The organism is Paenibacillus camelliae (assembly GCF_023715345.1).
GTDB classification, from domain to species: Bacteria; Bacillota; Bacilli; order Paenibacillales; family Paenibacillaceae; genus Pristimantibacillus; species Pristimantibacillus camelliae.
Genome location: NZ_JAMBNY010000001.1, coordinates 1,041,674 through 1,059,280 on the forward strand (window position 1 = coordinate 1,041,674; position 17,607 = coordinate 1,059,280).

10 protein-coding genes are annotated in these 17,607 nt (G+C 45.3%); all 10 read right to left on the minus strand.

The window, feature by feature from the left end:
• Positions 1-14 precede the first annotated feature (14 nt).
• The 10 genes from M3180_RS04820 to M3180_RS04865 all read right to left on the minus strand — a co-directional run bounded on the left by M3180_RS04820 (position 15) and on the right by M3180_RS04865 (position 17,565).
• Positions 15-1,244 (minus strand): iron-containing alcohol dehydrogenase, encoded by a 1,230-nt coding sequence (locus M3180_RS04820; RefSeq protein ID WP_251666367.1) that lies wholly within the window; start codon positions 1,242-1,244, stop codon positions 15-17.
• The gene (locus M3180_RS04825; protein ID WP_251666141.1) at positions 1,244-3,889 is read right to left on the minus strand and encodes a hypothetical protein; all 2,646 of its coding nucleotides are present in this window, start codon (positions 3,887-3,889) and stop codon (positions 1,244-1,246) included. The genes M3180_RS04820 and M3180_RS04825 overlap by 1 nt, the downstream gene beginning before the upstream one ends.
• Positions 3,870-5,996 carry a hypothetical protein gene (locus M3180_RS04830; RefSeq protein WP_251666142.1) on the minus strand — a complete coding sequence of 709 codons (2,127 nt, stop codon included), beginning with the start codon at positions 5,994-5,996 and terminating at the stop codon, positions 3,870-3,872. The genes M3180_RS04825 and M3180_RS04830 overlap by 20 nt, the downstream gene beginning before the upstream one ends.
• 67 nt (positions 5,997-6,063) lie before the next feature.
• Positions 6,064-6,945: a carbohydrate ABC transporter permease gene (locus M3180_RS04835; RefSeq protein ID WP_251666143.1), complete on the minus strand. Its 882-nt coding sequence runs from the start codon at positions 6,943-6,945 to the stop codon at positions 6,064-6,066.
• Between the two features lie 30 nt (positions 6,946-6,975).
• On the minus strand, positions 6,976-7,932 hold the full coding sequence (locus M3180_RS04840) for an ABC transporter permease (RefSeq protein WP_251666144.1): 957 nt from the start codon (positions 7,930-7,932) through the stop codon (positions 6,976-6,978).
• 30 nt (positions 7,933-7,962) lie between these two features.
• Positions 7,963-9,051, minus strand: a complete 1,089-nt coding sequence (locus tag M3180_RS04845) for a mandelate racemase/muconate lactonizing enzyme family protein (RefSeq protein ID WP_251666145.1) — start codon at positions 9,049-9,051, stop codon at positions 7,963-7,965.
• Positions 9,052-9,080: 29 nt separating this feature from the next.
• Positions 9,081-11,198, minus strand: a complete 2,118-nt coding sequence (locus M3180_RS04850) for a beta-galactosidase (RefSeq protein ID WP_251666146.1) — start codon at positions 11,196-11,198, stop codon at positions 9,081-9,083.
• A gap of 139 nt (positions 11,199-11,337) precedes the next feature.
• Positions 11,338-13,644, minus strand: a complete 2,307-nt coding sequence (locus tag M3180_RS22885; RefSeq protein WP_251666147.1) for a helix-turn-helix domain-containing protein — start codon at positions 13,642-13,644, stop codon at positions 11,338-11,340.
• 115 nt (positions 13,645-13,759) lie between these two features.
• Positions 13,760-15,904: an alpha-amylase family protein gene (locus M3180_RS04860; RefSeq protein WP_251666148.1), complete on the minus strand. Its 2,145-nt coding sequence runs from the start codon at positions 15,902-15,904 to the stop codon at positions 13,760-13,762.
• 74 nt (positions 15,905-15,978) lie between these two features.
• Positions 15,979-17,565: an extracellular solute-binding protein gene (locus M3180_RS04865; protein ID WP_251666149.1), complete on the minus strand. Its 1,587-nt coding sequence runs from the start codon at positions 17,563-17,565 to the stop codon at positions 15,979-15,981.
• Positions 17,566-17,607: the final 42 nt, after the last annotated feature.

Consider the following 17,607-nt stretch of genomic DNA (forward strand, 5'->3'; position numbering starts at 1 on the left):
ATCCTCCTACATTGTTAGTCGTAACGATAATCAAAGCAAGCTTGATATAATTGCTCAATTTCTTGCTTTGTAACGATAAATGGGCAATTCGCTGGACTGCCGCTATCGATAGCATCACTAGCCATCTTCGAAATCGCATTCATATAAGCTTGTCGCTCAATGCCGTATTGGCTTAAGTTTCCGATGCCAAGCGTACAGCATAACGACTTTACAGCAAGTAATACAGAAGCTGCTTTCTCCTTCAGGGCTATAGGTTTTTGCTGATCCGTCTGCCCATCTGATCTAATAGCTGCAAATGCTGTACCTTCCTTATGCTCAACTGTCATCATTTCATGAATATTTGCCAATCGATCAGCACTTACTCTACTTGCCATATGCTCCAAAACAGCAGGCAGCAGCATCGCATTGGAAATACCATGAGGAATATGAAACAATGCACCAATCGGCCTCGACATGCCGTGTATTAATGTAACGGATGCGTTAGAGAATGCAGCGCCTGCAAGCATAGCGCCCAGTGCAATCTGCTCATAATGATGATCAGAGGCTTGCTGATTATATACAATGGGCAAATGCTTAGACATAAGCTGTATAGCCTGCAGCGCCCAAACATCCGTTATAGGCTGTGCTTTTTTGGATAAGTATGCCTCAATCGCATGACAAAGGGCATCGACTCCTGATGACGCAATAACAGAAGGCGGACATGACTTGATTAGCTCTGCATCTACGATGGCAGCCTTCGGCAATAATTGAGGCTGAGAGATCATCATTTTGACCTGACTTTTTGTATCAATAATGACTGTCACCTTCGTAACCTCTGAGCCAGTGCCTGCGGTTGTCGGTATGGCAATGAGCGGTAATGACTCCGATTGAAATTGCTGGCCTCCCAGCGGAGTATACTGATCCAAGCTTCCTTCATTCGTCATTAACACCGCTACTGCCTTGGCAGCATCAATACAGCTGCCTCCGCCTATCGCAATGACGACATCGCAGCCCTCTGCTCGGCATATGTCCAAGCATTCCTCAACATGCTTCGTTGTCGGCTCTGTATGTACGCCGCAGTAGCTTACATATGGCATGCCCATCTCGGCAATGTACAGACTGCAGCGTTCGACTAATCCGTTATTCAGCATAACAGGATCACTGACGATAAGCGCCTTCGTCCCCCACAGCTTGGCAAGTCCTCCAACTCGCTGCAGCGAGCCTGCGCCATATATCATGCGGCTTGGCATCAACACTTCATGGATCAACGCGATTCCTCCCTTCCGTTTAACGGTAGAACAAAATAAGGCTGATTAGAAAGCGTTGCGGCAAAGCCAGGCCATAGCTTTGCTTCGCCCGTTGCTTGCTTGATAACGAAATAATAGATCAGTGGATAGCCACTTGAAGTCACCGCCCCAGGAATGGATGCATGGTAGCCATCGCTATTTCTGGTCATCTCTACACTTTCATAGGACAGCGCTTGATGAGCAATGCGGTAGTAAACCTCCACTGTAATATCCTCAGTAATATCCTCACGTTCACCTTGAACTGTAAGCTGCAGTAAAGCCGATTCTCCCGGATTAATATTGGGAGGATTATGTTCGATTGTGATTTCTTGCCATTCGTTCCAATGGAGCGGCTTGAGCTTTTCAACATTCATGCTCGGCTCCTCTTGGGAGTGCAAGCATTCTGTAACTAAACGTTCCATTGCTGCAATATCCTTATCAATTCCCTCCAAGCGATCTCGCCAATGACCTCTCGCGTGCTGCTTGAAGCCGAAGGTAATATCATCGCTATATACAGCAGTTGCATCCACTAACTTTTTCCATATCTCCTTAGCTGCCCTATACAGCTCTAGACCTTGCTGTACATACGTTACATCCTTCAGCTGCTGGAAGTAAGCATACTGCAATGCAGCTTCTATCTTATAAGCGAAAAACTGTCCAATATAACTAAGTGCCTCAATATCAATAAAGTATCTATCCCAGTCTGCTCGCTGCTCTTCCTTCTCGGCGCTATATTCTGCGATGCTGGCAAGCTGCTCCTGTGCTTCCTTAGCGAGCTCTCTAAGTAGGCCTGCGACCTCTATTGGCGTAACTTTGCCATTTAATTGACCGGTTAGATAATCACTCACGTAATCATTTATCGTATAGAACAATTGTGGATCAAGCGGCGACACTGCGCCGAAGGTATATGGAGCAGGGGTGTCAAAATCTCCATCTGTCGGCTCCTGACCTTCAACTATCGCTTGGTTGGTATACATCTCAGGCCAGTAAACATTATTAGCAGCTGAAGGTAATGAAGCAGTCGTAATCAGCGGCAGGATACGGCTTGCAGCAGCCAACCCTTGCTCAAAATATAACGCGGCTTCACCAAAGCTAGCCCGATAATAACGTCTCCACACCTCAGGATCGGAATCTGGGTCGTACATTAATCGTCCCCATAGACGATAAGTAATTCGGTACTTCTTCCAGCTGCTATCCCCCAGCTGCAGATCAGCGTCTGCATAAGGCTCTCTGCCTCCAGCCGAGCCGGAGTCCTTCCTAGCTTTAAAGGAAAGCGGCTCAAACCACTCGATGCCTTTCGCATCGCCAAAGCGTCCAAGACGTCCAAAGCCAGCGGCAAGCGCTGGATCTCCCCACAGCAGCAGTCGCTGCGTGCCAGGCCACACGCGATAGATCAGATCATATGGGCGATCCTGCTGCAAAAAGTCACCGTAGCCATATCTCGTAAATCGTCTTGAAGCAGCGGTCAATGCATCAAAGCCGAGCTCCGTTTTGCCTGTTCTAGGCTTCTCCAATGCTCTTATGTCGGCTTGATGATAGGGCAGGCCCATATGCTCTGCAGCGTATTTGGCAGATAGAAGCATAGGGGAACCGCTTTTAACTGCGGTTTGAATTAGCTCTTCATTCACGCCCTTGGCATGCAAATCCAGCTCGATGCGTTGTCCGTCGCGCTGGGCACCGCTCATAACAATGGCCCAAAATTCACTTGCAGGTTCAGGAATACCACTTTCATAATGGACTCTTAACGTAATCCCGTCGATAGCAGGACAAGCCTGCAATAGTGCCTGCAAAGCATCTCTACAATATAAAGCGTGATTCTCGCTTGTTATGCCTAGGATCGGATAACGCACATTCGGGCTATCTAGAAAGCTATGAGCATGCGTCCATAGACCAAGCTGAAAATGAAGCCCTCTACGCTTGGCTTGCTCACTAATATATTTCAGTGTAGCGAGATTTCGCTTGATCTCATCTGCTGATAGATTGTCAGCTCTCACTTCATATTGAGGCAACTGCAATAGAAACGGATAGGCAAAGCAAAAATAATTGTCAACGACATTCGGGTCATGCCCCGAATCGTAGCCTATGCCTAGAGCAAGCTGAAAACGATTAAAGCGCTGCATAGCCAGCTCTGTTAAATATTCGTCCCAAAACGCATGGCTGTAGAACCAATCCTTATCCTCTGCCTCACTTACAAATAATCTAGTAATGCTGCGAATGGGCATAGCCGTCTTCTCCGTTTGCGACGAAATTAACGCTAATTGCTGCCACGCCTCATCCTCACTGCTCGAGCAAATGAATAGATCTGCCAGCTCTAATAGGCCTAGTACAGTGCCTCTATCATCGTGACCAATGATATAGATGCTTTCCATCTGTTCTGTTGACTGGCGTACAAGCGAGAACGACTCCGGTGTAATTGGATGCTCTAGCTGCTTCGCTTCTAGCAAGCCCTTAGCAGCCTCATCATCATAAGATAAGACTTGAATAGATATTCTCTCGGTATGCAACGGAAGCCGTTGCATCACAATATCCTTTACATAATCAGATGCCCAGGCTATTTGCTCTGAGCGTAATAGCTTTGTGTCAAGCTGGATTAGACAGTGATTCTCATTTGGACGTGATTCCATCTGGCATTCCCTCCGCAACCTCATCATATTGACGTGCAAGCTCAATATCCGCTAGTACATCCTTCATATAATACGGGTAACCAAAGGTGCGCTTAACTCTTGCCATAAAGTAAGGCTTGTTATGTGCTTCCCAGCAGCCTGCAAGCTTCTCCCAATGTTGCGCTGCCTGCTGAAGTGACTCCACTGCATGCTCACGATGAACGATTTGTCCGTTTAAGCGGTAGCGATTGAGAGAAAGCGCCGCTGTAAATTTACAATAGTAATACCTAGCCATCTCCACGTATGCTTGCAGATCGTATAGCGTACATTCTGCATGTCCTCCACATAGCTCCCCTAGACCAGCCCGCAGCGCTTCAACGACTCGCTCTGTTCGATCAGCCGCTTGCTCAAGCTGCTGCAGAATATGGTGCGGTGTTTCTTCATACGCTTGCATGACAGCTTTTCCTCCAGCTGGATCTGCTTCTGCAGCTGCGTATTCACGCAGGCTCATGACGCCTACGCCTGGCATAGGACGAGCCTCCACAAAATCTAATATATTTTTGAAGCCGCTCACCTCTGACAGGCAGCTTTCTGGATGCCATTGAAAGTCATAGTCATGCCAGTACAGCCGGTTGACTGCTGGTATAACCTTGGATGCAGACTGCAAGCCTTCTAGAAACAATGGAGCATGCTTACGATCATAATGCTCCTGTAGCGACAGAATCCATACAGCTGGGTCTACATCCGGATTGTAGCTGAGACGTCCCCATAGCTGGAACTGGAACTGATGTCGTTCAAAATCGTAGGTCCATGTTTTATGCCCATGATCAATATGCTGGAAGTCCTTCCCCCATACATATCCGTCTGCTCCCCAGTAAAAGCCCTTAACGTATGGCTTTTGCATGCCGAGCACGTACTGACGTATATACTCGGGATCCCCCCACCGATGTGTAAAGACATCATCATTTCTTACCGTATATAGAATTTGCGTGGTAGCTAGATCAATGCCTTCCCAAGCGTTCCACAGCTGCTCGAATTGCGGATTCGGGTGCGAATAGCAATGCGCATTAGAATACTTCCAGCTAATGTAGAACTTATCAGACTTAACATGAGGCATAATCATTTCTTTAATTTCCTTGCCTGCATTTTGCATATTGGTCCGATGGATGAAAGGAATATCACGGCCGGACTGCTTGATCGCTTCTAGATAAGTATCTACAATCCAGCTTTCACGCTCATAGCCATCCCCGTCCATCCATTCACTTGCAGACGTGCCGAGCCCCTTCAGCTCAGGATAAGTTAACAGCACCTGAAGCACCATCTCCCGAATATAATCAGCAATTGCCGCTGATTGACTACGGAAGCGATTAAGCGGCAGTCCGACTCGATGAATCAAATCATCGTACATATTGCCAAAGTCACCTACATTTTCAGGTAAGCCAAGCCCTTTGGCAGCCTGTGGGATAAGACGAATATTCCAAGTAAATAGATAAACATCGATCCCGCGGTTGTTCGCATGCTGGAACAGCTCTCGAAAAAAGCGAATATTACGCTCGATCTCCAGATCTGTGAACGGATTTGTCGCTCTGTACTTATCAGATACAACCATGAGATGATAGGGATGCTCGGACCATAGGCCGAGGCAGTTATAGCGATTACGCGCGAGCATATCGATATACGCTTTCCAATATTCAATATCTAGACAGGTCTTTTCGTTGTTCACAAATGGATCTCCCGAATCGAATGGCGCATACGGCAGGTTGTATTTGATGCCGCGAATGCCTAGTGCAGGAGCTTGCTCGATGGGTTCTGCTAATGGATCTGCCTGATCCAGCTGGATTCGCTCTGCCCATTCGAGACAGCCATACATCAAACCTCTCGAATCAGAGGCTTCGATATGAATACGCCCTTGCTTCTGATAAATCTTAAATGACTGCTCTGAATATGGAGGTGCTTCACCTTTCTTTGCCATGACCTTTTGAATAATGATCCCTTTTGCTGGCAATACCGGCGGCTCAAAGGCTGTAAATCGCTCTACAAAATCAATCCCCTTTTGCTTTAAGCTTTCACGAATATGCTTAACACCGAAGCAAACCATAGCATCCTTATGGTCATAGATTAGCTGCATGGATATTCTCCTCCTTTAAGATAAAGCATGAGCTTGCTAGCCATTTATTTCCAATCTATTATTTCTGCTATCCCTTGACAGAACCGATCATAACTCCTTTGGCAAAGTGCTTCTGCAGGAATGGATATACGATAAGGATAGGTACCATTGCCATAACGATAGATGCCATTCTAATCGTCTCCTGCGGTAGAAACGCCTCATCTCCTCCAGCTCCAGCCTCGCCAACCCCATTAGAATCAGAGTCGATAACTAGTGATTTAACGAGTACCTGAAGTGTCCATTTAGAGGATTCTGAAACATAGATGAGTGCATTAAAGTAAGTGTTCCAATACATTACTGCAAAAAACAACGTGAAAGCAGCAACAGCTGGCATCGACAGAGGCACGACAATTCTCCAAAATACACCGATGTCTGAGCTGCCATCAATTCTAGCAGCCTCCTCCAGCTCCGAAGGCAGCGACTCTAGAAAGCTTTTAATCATAATTAAGCTCCAAGCGTTCGTTAAGCCTGACCAGATAAGAGCCCATAAGGAATTTAATAAATCCAGCTCTTTAATGAGCAAGTAATTGGGTAATATCCCTGCATTAAATACTAGTGTGAAGATCACTGCACCCAGCATAATCTTTTGACCAGGCATCGATTTTTTAGTGAGGGCATAAGCAAATGTGAAGGAGAATACGATGCTCAGTACGGTACCAATCGCGGTAACAAAGATCGTGTTTTTGAAGGCATTTAGAAAGCTGTTTGTGGATAAGATATATTTATACGCGGACAATGACCATTGCTCAGGAAACAGATAAAACTTTAAGGGAACATATACCTTTGGGTCCGTGAAGGAAACACTTAGTACATATATAAACGGAAATAAACTGATGGCAGAAATTAAAATAAGCAGCGTATAATTGACGTAATCAAAAAGTGTAAGCTTCTTCGTTGCGACAAAGCTCATCCTTCATTCCTCCTTTAATTTGAGGCTTTATTAATAAATCCCCTCTTGCCCGATCTTCTTAACAATGTAGTTGGACAGTACGACAAGTATTAGGCCGACAACCCCTTTAAACATACCGACTGTAATACCGATGCTAATTTTTCCTTGCAGTATACCGACAGAGTACACATACGTATCGAACACTTCAGATACGGATGTTACGAGCGGATTCGTCATTAGAATCACTTGCTCAAAGCCAACGTCTGCCATTTGCCCTAAGCGTAGAATGAGGAGGATAATGATGGTTGGTCTAATCGCTGGAAGCGTAATATGCCATATTTGCCGCCATCTTGAGGCACCATCTACGACTGCGGCTTCATAGCGCTGCGGGTCAACTCCCGCCATTGCTGCCAGGAATATAATTGTGCCCCAGCCCGCTTCCTTCCACATATTTTGTGCTGTGAGCAACGCCCAGAAATACTTTGGCTCCGATAGGAAGGTGACTGTCTCACCACCAAATTCGCTAATCAGCTTATTTACAATACCGACGTCCGTCGATAAGAGGAAGAACGTCATACTGACTACAACGACCCAAGACAAAAAGTGCGGCAAATACACGATCGATTGATTAATTCGCTTGAATGCCTCATGCCGAACCTCATTGAGCATTAATGCGAGTAGGATTGGTAGCGGAAACATAAAGACTAGACCAAATATATTAATAGCTAACGTATTACGGAGCATAATATAAAAGTTTCTACTTTCAAAAAGCTCTTTGAAATGCTCAAATCCAACCCACTGGCTGCCCCAGAAGCCCGCATATGGGTTATATTCCTTAAAGGCGATCATCAAGCCCCACATTGGAAAATACTTAAATACGATAAGATACAGAAATCCTGGTATAGCAAGTACATAGAGCCACCTGTGCTTAATAATAGAATCAACGAGTCTTCTGAATGGTGTTTTTTCAGCATTGCTACGATTAGACATCGCTAACGACATTTTCATTCACCTACCTTAAAGGATTGAAAGAAGTGACTATCGTTCACTCACTGCGTATTCTGCCTTGTTAAGCCATTCCTGCGAAATCTCAACACCCCAGCCCGGACCAGTTGGAATGTTAACCGCTCCGCTGCGAACTTGAAGCGGAGTTTCCAGCAGCCCCTGACTCCATGAATCCTGCTCTATTGTAAATTCCATATACGGACCAGCGTTGTTGATCGCTCCTACCATATGCAGCGTAAATACGGTAACCATCGATAAGTTGGCAGCATGCGGTGTACAAGGAATGCCTGCTTGCTGTGCCATTCTTGCCACCTGCATCGCACGATCAATTCCGCCAATGTAGCAAATATCCGGCTGAACCACATCGACAGCCCCCATAGTTATCATCCGCCTGAATTGCGCGAGATCTGTATCCTGCTCACCACCTGTTACTGCTATATCTAGTGCATCAGCAACTTGCTTTGTCCACTCCAGCTCGGGATATGGGCAAGGCTCCTCGTAGTGCACAACGCCCTGCTGCTCCAAGTATTTTCCGACTTCAATGGCGCGCTGAGGGGTGAATCCGCTATTGGCATCGACATAGATAAGCGTCCGATCTCCAAGCGCTTTTCGAACCTCGGCAACCACTTGCTCGGTTCGACCAGGATACACATCGACATCGTTGCCGAAGTTGCTGCCAATTCGAATCTTGAATGCTTCATAGCCAAATTGCTCCTGTAAACGTACCAAGCGTTCTGCTTCTTCCTTCGGGCTAATATCACGTCGCATGCTAGAGCCATAGAGCTTAACCTCTTTCGGTGTACCGCCTAGCAATTCACAGACGCTTTTGCCATGACGCTTGCCAAGCGCATCCCAAAGCGCAGTCTCTAGCCCTCCAACCGCGCGGCAGACGTAAGAGCCCGGAAATTTATGCTCTTCTCTAATAACCATCTCTACCAAGGAGCTAATCTCATCGGATCGCTTTCCAAGTACACGAGGAGCTACCTGCTGATGCAGCACTAAAGCAGATATGTTGGCATGATAGGGAGCGATTTGGCCGTAGCCAACTTGCCCATCATCCGTTTGCACCCTTACTACGGATAAATTTCGAGTCGTAAACGTCTCAATCTTCCTTATGTTCAACGCTCTCATCCTCTCTAACATTCATTGGATTACGCTTTATGCATTTGTACCACGATGGCATCCTTGCCACGTATATGGACGCTGAGTTGCTGATCCTGCTGTACAATTGTGCTTGAGTCTCCCCAGTACACATGGCCAAGCTTAAAATCTCCAAGTATAAAGGACAGCTTTATAGTGGTATGCACATCGTCCTCACTATAATTGATGATCCAAAGCACGATATCATCATTCGGGGCTTTGCTTATTCTTCCATGTACCCCATCCGCTTCGATATGGATATGCGGCTCTATATTTGCCCAAAAGGCCAGCTCGGAGAAAAACGCACGGTTAGCCTCTGACTTGCTCCTGTAATAAGCCTCGGAGGGCAAGGAGCCAATCAATAATGTCTTCCCAGATTTGTAATCGTTTTCAATTACTGCTGGTTTTCCATCGGGGTAACGCCCCTTCACAATGCCATGCAGTGGTGAATACACCTGTCGATAAGCCGCTCCCTCAATCCGATTACCGTTCCAGCCAAAGATCAAATCATGGAAGAGATCAGGCATAAATTCGACTTCTGATTCCTGTGCACCAAAGACCTGATCTAATCCGTAGTTAGGCTGAACGGTGCCCACTCTCCCAAGATCACCGAAATATGCCGGACAGCCTTCCGAGATTAACGTGCCTCCTTGCTCTATCCATGCAATGAGCCTCATGGCATTCGCTTGGTTTATTCGCAGCGGATAAGCAAGATAAATGACTTTATATTGATCGATCTGCGCCATCGTTATCCAGTCGGCTTGGATGTGATTGTCGAAGAACCCTTGATATGCGCCCCACATCGCTTGACTATATATAGGCTGATGCCCATCTGAATGTAGCAGTTGATCAAAAATTTGTGATTCAGGAAGTACAAGTAGACCAATATCAGCCTTGACAGGAATAGCTTCCCAAAGCGCTCGCTGCTCCTCACGATTAGCCCACTTCGCAATGAAGGCTGCCATCTCGGATCGGTCCGTTCTTGCACCATCCATCGCGTACGGACCAAACGCACCAAATAACGGTCCGTCAAGCAGTGGTCTCCATCTAGGAAAAAACATGCCACGTGCACCTCCGGCGAAGGAGGTCATTTGCCATACTCTAATATCTTCGGGTGTCGTTACTCTGCCATCCTCTTTCGGACGACCAATCACCTGAGGCTGCAGCCAAAGCGGCCCTCCCTGTGCCTCCGCATGCCAGAATACTTTCCCATTCGCTGCTGATCTCGTAACATCGACTGCGTGCCATTGCTTCCATGGCTCGCTTCCCTTGCGAGATGCCACCCATGTAAAGCCATAAATATCAACACCAGCTGCAGCTGCCCAATCATCAGCTCCCATCGTTGCCATGTGAGAGATGCTGCCCGCTATGCCATGGGCGATAATCGCGTGATCTGGATCCAAGCTGCGAATGAGATCAATACGCCACTGCATCTGCTCGTAGAAATTATCCTTCCTAAATTGGAGCCAATCCTCATGCTCAGGATACGGGGCAAGCTCAGCTGGAGGGTCCACCTGCTTCCAATCGGTATAGCTGTATCTACGCCATGATTGATTGAGTGTGTGCAGATCTCCATATTTACGAGCAAGCCATGCTCTAAATTTCTCCTTCGTGTGGTCGCAATAACAGATATGAGGTGAATAATTACATTCATTCCATATGTCATACCCGATTAGCGAAGGATGATCCTTATAACGGTTGACAAGCTGGGTGAGAAAATGAGTCGCATATTGTTTCGCTTTCGGATGATCGAGGCAGATAACACCTGAAGAGCCATTTCCAAAGCCGCCAGTAGCAGTGCTCACGCCCATCCTCGTTTTAACCTTCGTCCCATCTGCTAATGTATAAGCCAGATCAGGCTCTAGCTTAAGCAGCCATTCCGGAACAGAGGTAATCATTTCAGCGATAATTGTACGAATGCCTTGCTCTGCCGCTAAATCAAGCTGAGCATCATAGTCCGACCAATCATACTCTCCTGGTGAAATTTCTATTGCTCCCCATAAAAACCAATGTCTGAAGGCATTCATGCCATCCTCACTAGCAACCTTGTAATCTCTTTCCCAATCAGCTTTAGGTGGATTGGATTTACGAAAATATACACTCCCATAAGGAATTGCCGTTTGACTCATGCCCTACCCTCCTCAGAACGCGCGTTCAGCGAAATCTAGCTTACTGCATTCACCTTATCGCGTTCTGATCCAACCTAGAAGAGACAATTTTTCGTTTTTTACGCTTTGACAAAAATCGTCCTTATGTATAAAAACTGTCTTATCGATGCTGCAAACGGTAATTCCCCGGTGAGGTTTGAACATGTCGCTGGAAAATGCGGTTAAGGTTGCGTTCTGAGTAGCCGACCTGCAGCGCGATCTGACTAATATTTTTGTCTGTCTCTTTTAACAGTCGCTTCGCTTCAGAAATTTTACTTTCAACGACATATTCTAGAAAGTTCATGCCCATCTCTTTTTTAAATAAGCGGCTTAAATAGGAAGGACTGACGCCGATCATCTCGGCGCATTGCACCAATGATAAATCTTCACTGCAATGCTCACGAATATACTTGCAGATGTATTGAATGCCGAGCTCCTCGTTTGCTTCAACACCATGCTGCGTAAGATTAATATATTGTGAGAACACGACCTCAGCAAACCACTCATGTAGATCGTTAAACGTCTTTTTCTGCTTTAATTGCTCGAAGAAATTATGCTCCATAATATCCATCATGTTGACTCCTTGCTTCTCCAAGGAAACAATAATCGAAGACAACAGAATGTGATAGCATTGTAGGATAAAAGCATGAGACTGCGAATTTTGCAGCAGATCTGCAAATTTAGTAAGGTATTCCACCGCTACAGCTTCATTCTTTCTCTCTAATGCATCAATAATATTGGCTTCCAGCTCAAAGGGATAGCGGAGTATACTGTGCTTTTTCTCTACTTCAATATCCTCTATATATAGAATCGAACCCATATTCGGGAATATACGATATTGCAGCGCGGTCTGCGCTTCCTTATAGGAGACTCTTACATCGGCAATATGCGAATAATAGCGTCCAATGCCTGCGGTTACCTCGAAGGATAAATATTCTCGCAGTGCAGCAGACACCTCCTCAATATATTGGAGTGTAGCTTGATGCATCACTTTATGCTCCAGCTCGGAGTGATACTGCAATATAACTACTCCCGCTCCTTGATAAGGAATGACATAGCCTTTGGCTGTCTGCTGATTTCGTAATATTTCCTGCATGACATTTGCCAGTGCAAAGGCCACTACGCCTCTTTCCTCAGGTTGGAATCGCTTTTTCTTGTAAATATTCTCGGCTTCTACAACGATAACAATATTGGTAAGCCTACAATCAATCCCATAGCGATTACAATCATGGACAACGGCATCGGTTCGAATATAATCTCCATTAATAATTTGCTGAAGACATCTCTCACGCAACGTTGGCTTGCTGTTTTCCATAAACAACACTAATTTATCTTTTTCATTGCTCAGATGATCTAAGCAATCCTTAATAAACTCAAGCTCATTGCCTTTTGCCTGGATGCGGCCAATATTTAAGGAATGACTATGCTCCAGCAATCTTTCAATTGGGCTATAGGCTTTCTTCGACGTAAAATAAGTTAGCACGATCCCTATGCCAATAAAGAAAAATACGATGAGCAGCGTCATACCGCGAATCCAGGAAAATTGATTGGAGATAAAGTCCTCTGGTATAACCGACACGTAGGTGCGATTAAAAACATTTTTTACATATTGAAATTGCGCGGGATTACCATCAATACCAGGGGCAACGATACGTCCTGCATTCGACGAAGCTTTGATTATCGTCTTAACTCCCTCTAGCTCGTAGATTTTCTCTAAGTACTCCGCATCTTGCTGCAGCGTTGAATTAAAAAAGTCGAAATAGTTCATTATGATGAATTCATTGTTTCTGGTGAGAATAATCGTGTTTGTTTCAAGAAACTGACCTACTGCTAATGCATCAACCTCAAAGGCTAAAATTCCTTTTTGCCCATCTGAACCAATAATAGGGAGCATTCTAGCAAAGGTTATAAATCCATTTTCCGTCCCTCGAGGGAGCTGATTCCATTGACTTGGTTCTGTGCTGGATAATAACTCATTAATATCTTCCTTATACTTAAAGTCCTCTCTTGAAATCGTCCCATAATCATTCGATAATACAAGCTCATCATTCGGTATATATAAAAATACTTCCTTAATAAAGCCATTCATATTTTTAATTAACGATAGCTTTTCTAGAAATTCCAGATGCCAAATGATGGACTTCTCGTTGCCAGCATTCTGTATAATCCGCATCGTTAAGGGGTCATTGGCTAACTGGAGTGACTCGCTTTCTATGCCCTGCATAACACGCTCAGCACGATCCTTCATCAGCTGTAATGATGATTCGCTTTCAGTTAATAAATGCTGTTCCATCCTTTCAACCGAAACAAAGTAATAGGCGATACTTGCTAAAATGACAGGTATACAAACAGAAATACAGCTTAACCATATTAATTTATATAGGTAGCCCTTCTTGTTTTTTGCATGATCAAGCTTTGATTTCCTCACGAATAATTGCCTCCAGTTAGCCATTGATAACCCCACCTACCTGCATAGATTACTCATGTTATGATCATGGATGTATATAAATTCGATAGAATATTGCTTGCTTTAGCTCGCTCGTTTAACCTTCAAATACTAATACGTCATAATCATCAATAATCGGTATCGTTACAGTGCACATATCCTCTTTGTACGTTAATGCAAGCTGTTCTTGGTTAGACAGCATATAAGCCTTCACTGGTCTAAACTGATCGGTCACGGGGATCGAAAGCTCAACATCACGAGCTGGCAGGATGTGCTGGAACATTCTTCTGCCGCCGTTCATATTTACAAAGTGGAATAGCTTCCGAGACTCCTGTAGCCGTAACGTAATCAACATGGTGGACGGCGCGTTAGTCTCGAAGGTAAGCTGCTCTTGCAGTCCCCACTTAATGGCATTGACCATCAGCGTTGCCCAGTCTGGGTAGCCGGCGCGGAAGAAAGAGATGTCCGGTTGACCTGCAAAATACACCGTTCTTCCTCCAGATGCATGCTCTTTCGTTACTGCCATCGGATAGCCTGTATCAGGCTCTACAGTATAGGACATTCCCTCTGGGAATACTCGAAATGCAGCTGACAAGGTTAGCGGAGCTTCAACATCCGCTTCTGCCGTAATCTTACAATGCTGATATGCAGCCGGAATGACCTCCGTCTCGCCGATATGCTTTAGCAATGGATTCTGCTTATCCTGTATATTCATATACGCTTGCTTAAACACTCCATCTGCACTACCCATCACCGAAGCTGTTTCCATATAGGTTACGCCTAGCAATTCGGAAAGTAGGAAGTTGCTTCGCTTCTTGCCGTCAAGGTCGAATAAGGAGGATTCAAAGGTAGCAACGACGCTTCCCCCCTGCGCAACATATTGCTCGATTACTTTCGCAGCTTCCTCACTCATGCATGCTGCGGTCGGCAATACAAGCACCTTAAAGGCTTGAAGCTGCTGCAGCGTTAGCATAGAGTCCGATATGATTTGGAACGGAATATGCGCTTCAATCAACGCTTGCTCAAAGCCACGAATCGCTTCAACGTATTTTTGCTTTGCCTCATTCTGACCGTAATAAAACATCGTCGTTTGTGAGTATAGAAGTGCAACCTGACTCCCATGTACCTCTTGCGTAAAGTAGTTCTGATTTTCCGCTACAAACTTGTATAGCGATGCAACGGCAGGAAAGCCTCGCTTGTCTTCATGTCCCTTTGGCGGTCCGCCTGATAGATTAAGTATTGCGTTGCCTCCATTAGCAAAAACCTGCGCCATATAAACCTTCTGCTCAGCTGGCGGCACCGCATTTCTGCGCCATGGCCAAGCTTGGAAGTAGGAAGCTAACACCCAAGGCTGATGATCGCTTACCGTATTAAGGTAATTAGCCTCTTCTGCCGGCATATAGAGATAATCCCAGTGATAGCGATCCTCCTCTACACGCACGCGTGTCTGCGCCTCAACCTGTACGGCATCAATGTATTTCGCCATACGTTCAATGTCTAGTGAGCCTTTAATTGTCCAGCCCGGATCACCAAAAGCAACACTATTACACATGACAGGCAATTCTGGATGAAGAGACTTAACTAAATCATATAAAAACTTCGAACGATCTACGACACGCTGCTGTCTCCAGCGCTGGAACTCTCCCCAATTCGGATCCTCCCAATTTTCCTCTAGTGGAATATCCGCGCCAGAATGCTCGTGGTAAGCAGCCTTACACCGCTCACAGTAGCAGATTCCGTTGCCATATGACGTAAAGCCGTAGCTGCCACCGCCGAACTTGATACCATCAATATCATAACGAGTTACGATTTCCTTTAGAATTAATGACAGATATTCGTTTTGATAGCCGCTTAATGGACATGCGATATAGAAGTCACCAAGGTCCTTATTCGCCCGATATGGATTGCCTTCACGATCAAGAGAACACCAATCCGGATGCTCTTGAGCCGCATTACCAGGAATTAAGCTTAGATCCATTGCAGGGACAGCGCGAATATTTCGTTTTTTGAGTGCCGCTACAATATCCCCCGTAAGGTCACGATCTCCCAGATAAGGGCTGCGACGAATAGACAAATCCGTCTGATGTGTAGTGACGTAGCCGGCACAGAAGAAGGAAAGGATATTAACTCCCATATCCGTTAAGTCCTGAGCTAATTGCTCCACATCAAAATCACGACAATCAATATCACGAATGGTTAAATGAACACCTCTTGAACGCTGCTTCAGCCAATCTGGATTCATAATATAAGTCCCCCTTAAATAGGAATGGAACGGTCAACGAAGACAAAATCGCTTAGTTGACCGTTCTAAATTATTTATTCCGTGAATTTCGCTTTATATTGTTCAGCGAATTCTTGGAAAGCTGTTTTAAATTCTGGTTTACTTACAAGGCCTGCAACATACGCCTCATATTCCTCCATCGAAATTTGACCAACGATTGCTTTTACAACGTTAGACTCCCATTCCGATTGATACTTCGGCCATTCAGCTGTCCATGTATCAGAGCTAATGACGGAGAAAATATTGATCTTACCAACCTCACTGAACACTTTAACGGATTCCATTTTGGCATCGTTATAAGCTTTAGGCGCAGATGGGTTCAATACCTTCATCTCATTGTTGTAGGCTAGTGGGAACACTTGGTTCGCGTTCGTTGTTACTTGCTTCGTACCAAGCTCCGTTAATTGCTTCTGGCCGTCTACTACTGTATGATGTACTCCTTCGATACCGTAGTAGTTGAAATCTGTATATTCCTTCGTAGTCGTCATCTCCATATAATCAAGAATTTGCTTCACTTTATCCTCTGGTACCTTCTTGGAGATGTACATTGCACCAAAGATTGGTGTTGCAAGACCAACACTCACCCCGCCTGGCCCCTGCAATGGTGGGAGAGTAATCAGCTCAGCCTCAGGCTGTACCTTCTTAATTTCTTGCTCCCATGTATAGTCACGCCATACGTTACGAGCATAAGAAGCAGCGCGACCTGTTGCGAACATTTCCTCTGCTTGTGTTTTCTTAACAGCTGCAAATTCCTTTGCCAGCACTCCGTTAGCGTATAGATCTCGGAACCAAGCTACCATTTCTGTGTAGTTAGGCGTAAGGTTTTCTTTAACTAGTCCGCCTTCCTCGTTATAGATAGCATCCAAGCCGCCGAATGCTGCCAGGTAGTTGTTATCGCCATCATCTAACAAGAAGCCGTGACCTAGAATTCCGATCGTATCATCCTTGCCATTGTTATCCGGATCACCCTTAACAATCGCTTTTAATACTTCGGCATATTCGTCCATAGTCGTTGGTACTTCCAATTGAAGCTTATCCAGCCAATCTTTCCTCATATTAATGGCGATATCAATATGTGGACGATTTCTTGGAATACCGTAGTATCTGCCATCGACCTTTAAGTAGTTCCATGCATTAACTTCACTATTATTTTTCAAATTCGGATAATTGCTAAAGTCACCAAGAAAATCAGTCAAATCCCAGAACGCACCTTGGTTGATTGCATTAAGTAATGTTGTGCGTGTCGCACTTGTTGCAACGATAATTTCAGGTAAATTACCCGATGCTAGCACAAGGTCGAATTTCGTGTCGTAGTCTCCAGAAGGAATCCACTCTACATTAAGCTTCGTATTCGTAAGCCTTTGCCATTCCGTCCAATATTCATCATCCATATTCGGTACGTCAGAGTATGAAGGTACCATAAACTGCATCTCTAGCGGTGCGGTGTTCGTCTCCGGGGTAGCTGTTTCTTGAGTTGTCGTTGACGTTGGCTGATTGTTCACAGGCTCCTTTGAATTGCCATTGTTGCTGCTCCCATTGTTTGAGGATGTTGCACAGCCTGCAAGTAAAGCAATGGTGAGTAAAAGCGAAAGTATTAAGCTTGTTGGTTTTTTCATGATCATCTTAACCCTCCCTATTTTCTATTCAACATCTGTAGCGTGCCA

What these genes read in the sequence shown, in the direction of transcription:
- M3180_RS04825 (WP_251666141.1), bottom strand. Translation starts at nt 3,889, where the DNA reads ATGGAATCACGTCCAAATGAGAATCACTGTCTAATCCAGCTTGACACA.
- M3180_RS04830 (WP_251666142.1), bottom strand. Translation starts at nt 5,996, where the DNA reads ATGCAGCTAATCTATGACCATAAGGATGCTATGGTTTGCTTCGGTGTT.
- M3180_RS04835 (WP_251666143.1), bottom strand. Translation starts at nt 6,945, where the DNA reads ATGAGCTTTGTCGCAACGAAGAAGCTTACACTTTTTGATTACGTCAAT.
- M3180_RS04840 (WP_251666144.1), bottom strand. Translation starts at nt 7,932, where the DNA reads ATGAAAATGTCGTTAGCGATGTCTAATCGTAGCAATGCTGAAAAAACA.
- M3180_RS04850 (WP_251666146.1), bottom strand. Translation starts at nt 11,198, where the DNA reads ATGAGTCAAACGGCAATTCCTTATGGGAGTGTATATTTTCGTAAATCC.
- M3180_RS04860 (WP_251666148.1), bottom strand. Translation starts at nt 15,904, where the DNA reads ATGAATCCAGATTGGCTGAAGCAGCGTTCAAGAGGTGTTCATTTAACC.
- M3180_RS04865 (WP_251666149.1), bottom strand. Translation starts at nt 17,565, where the DNA reads ATGATCATGAAAAAACCAACAAGCTTAATACTTTCGCTTTTACTCACC.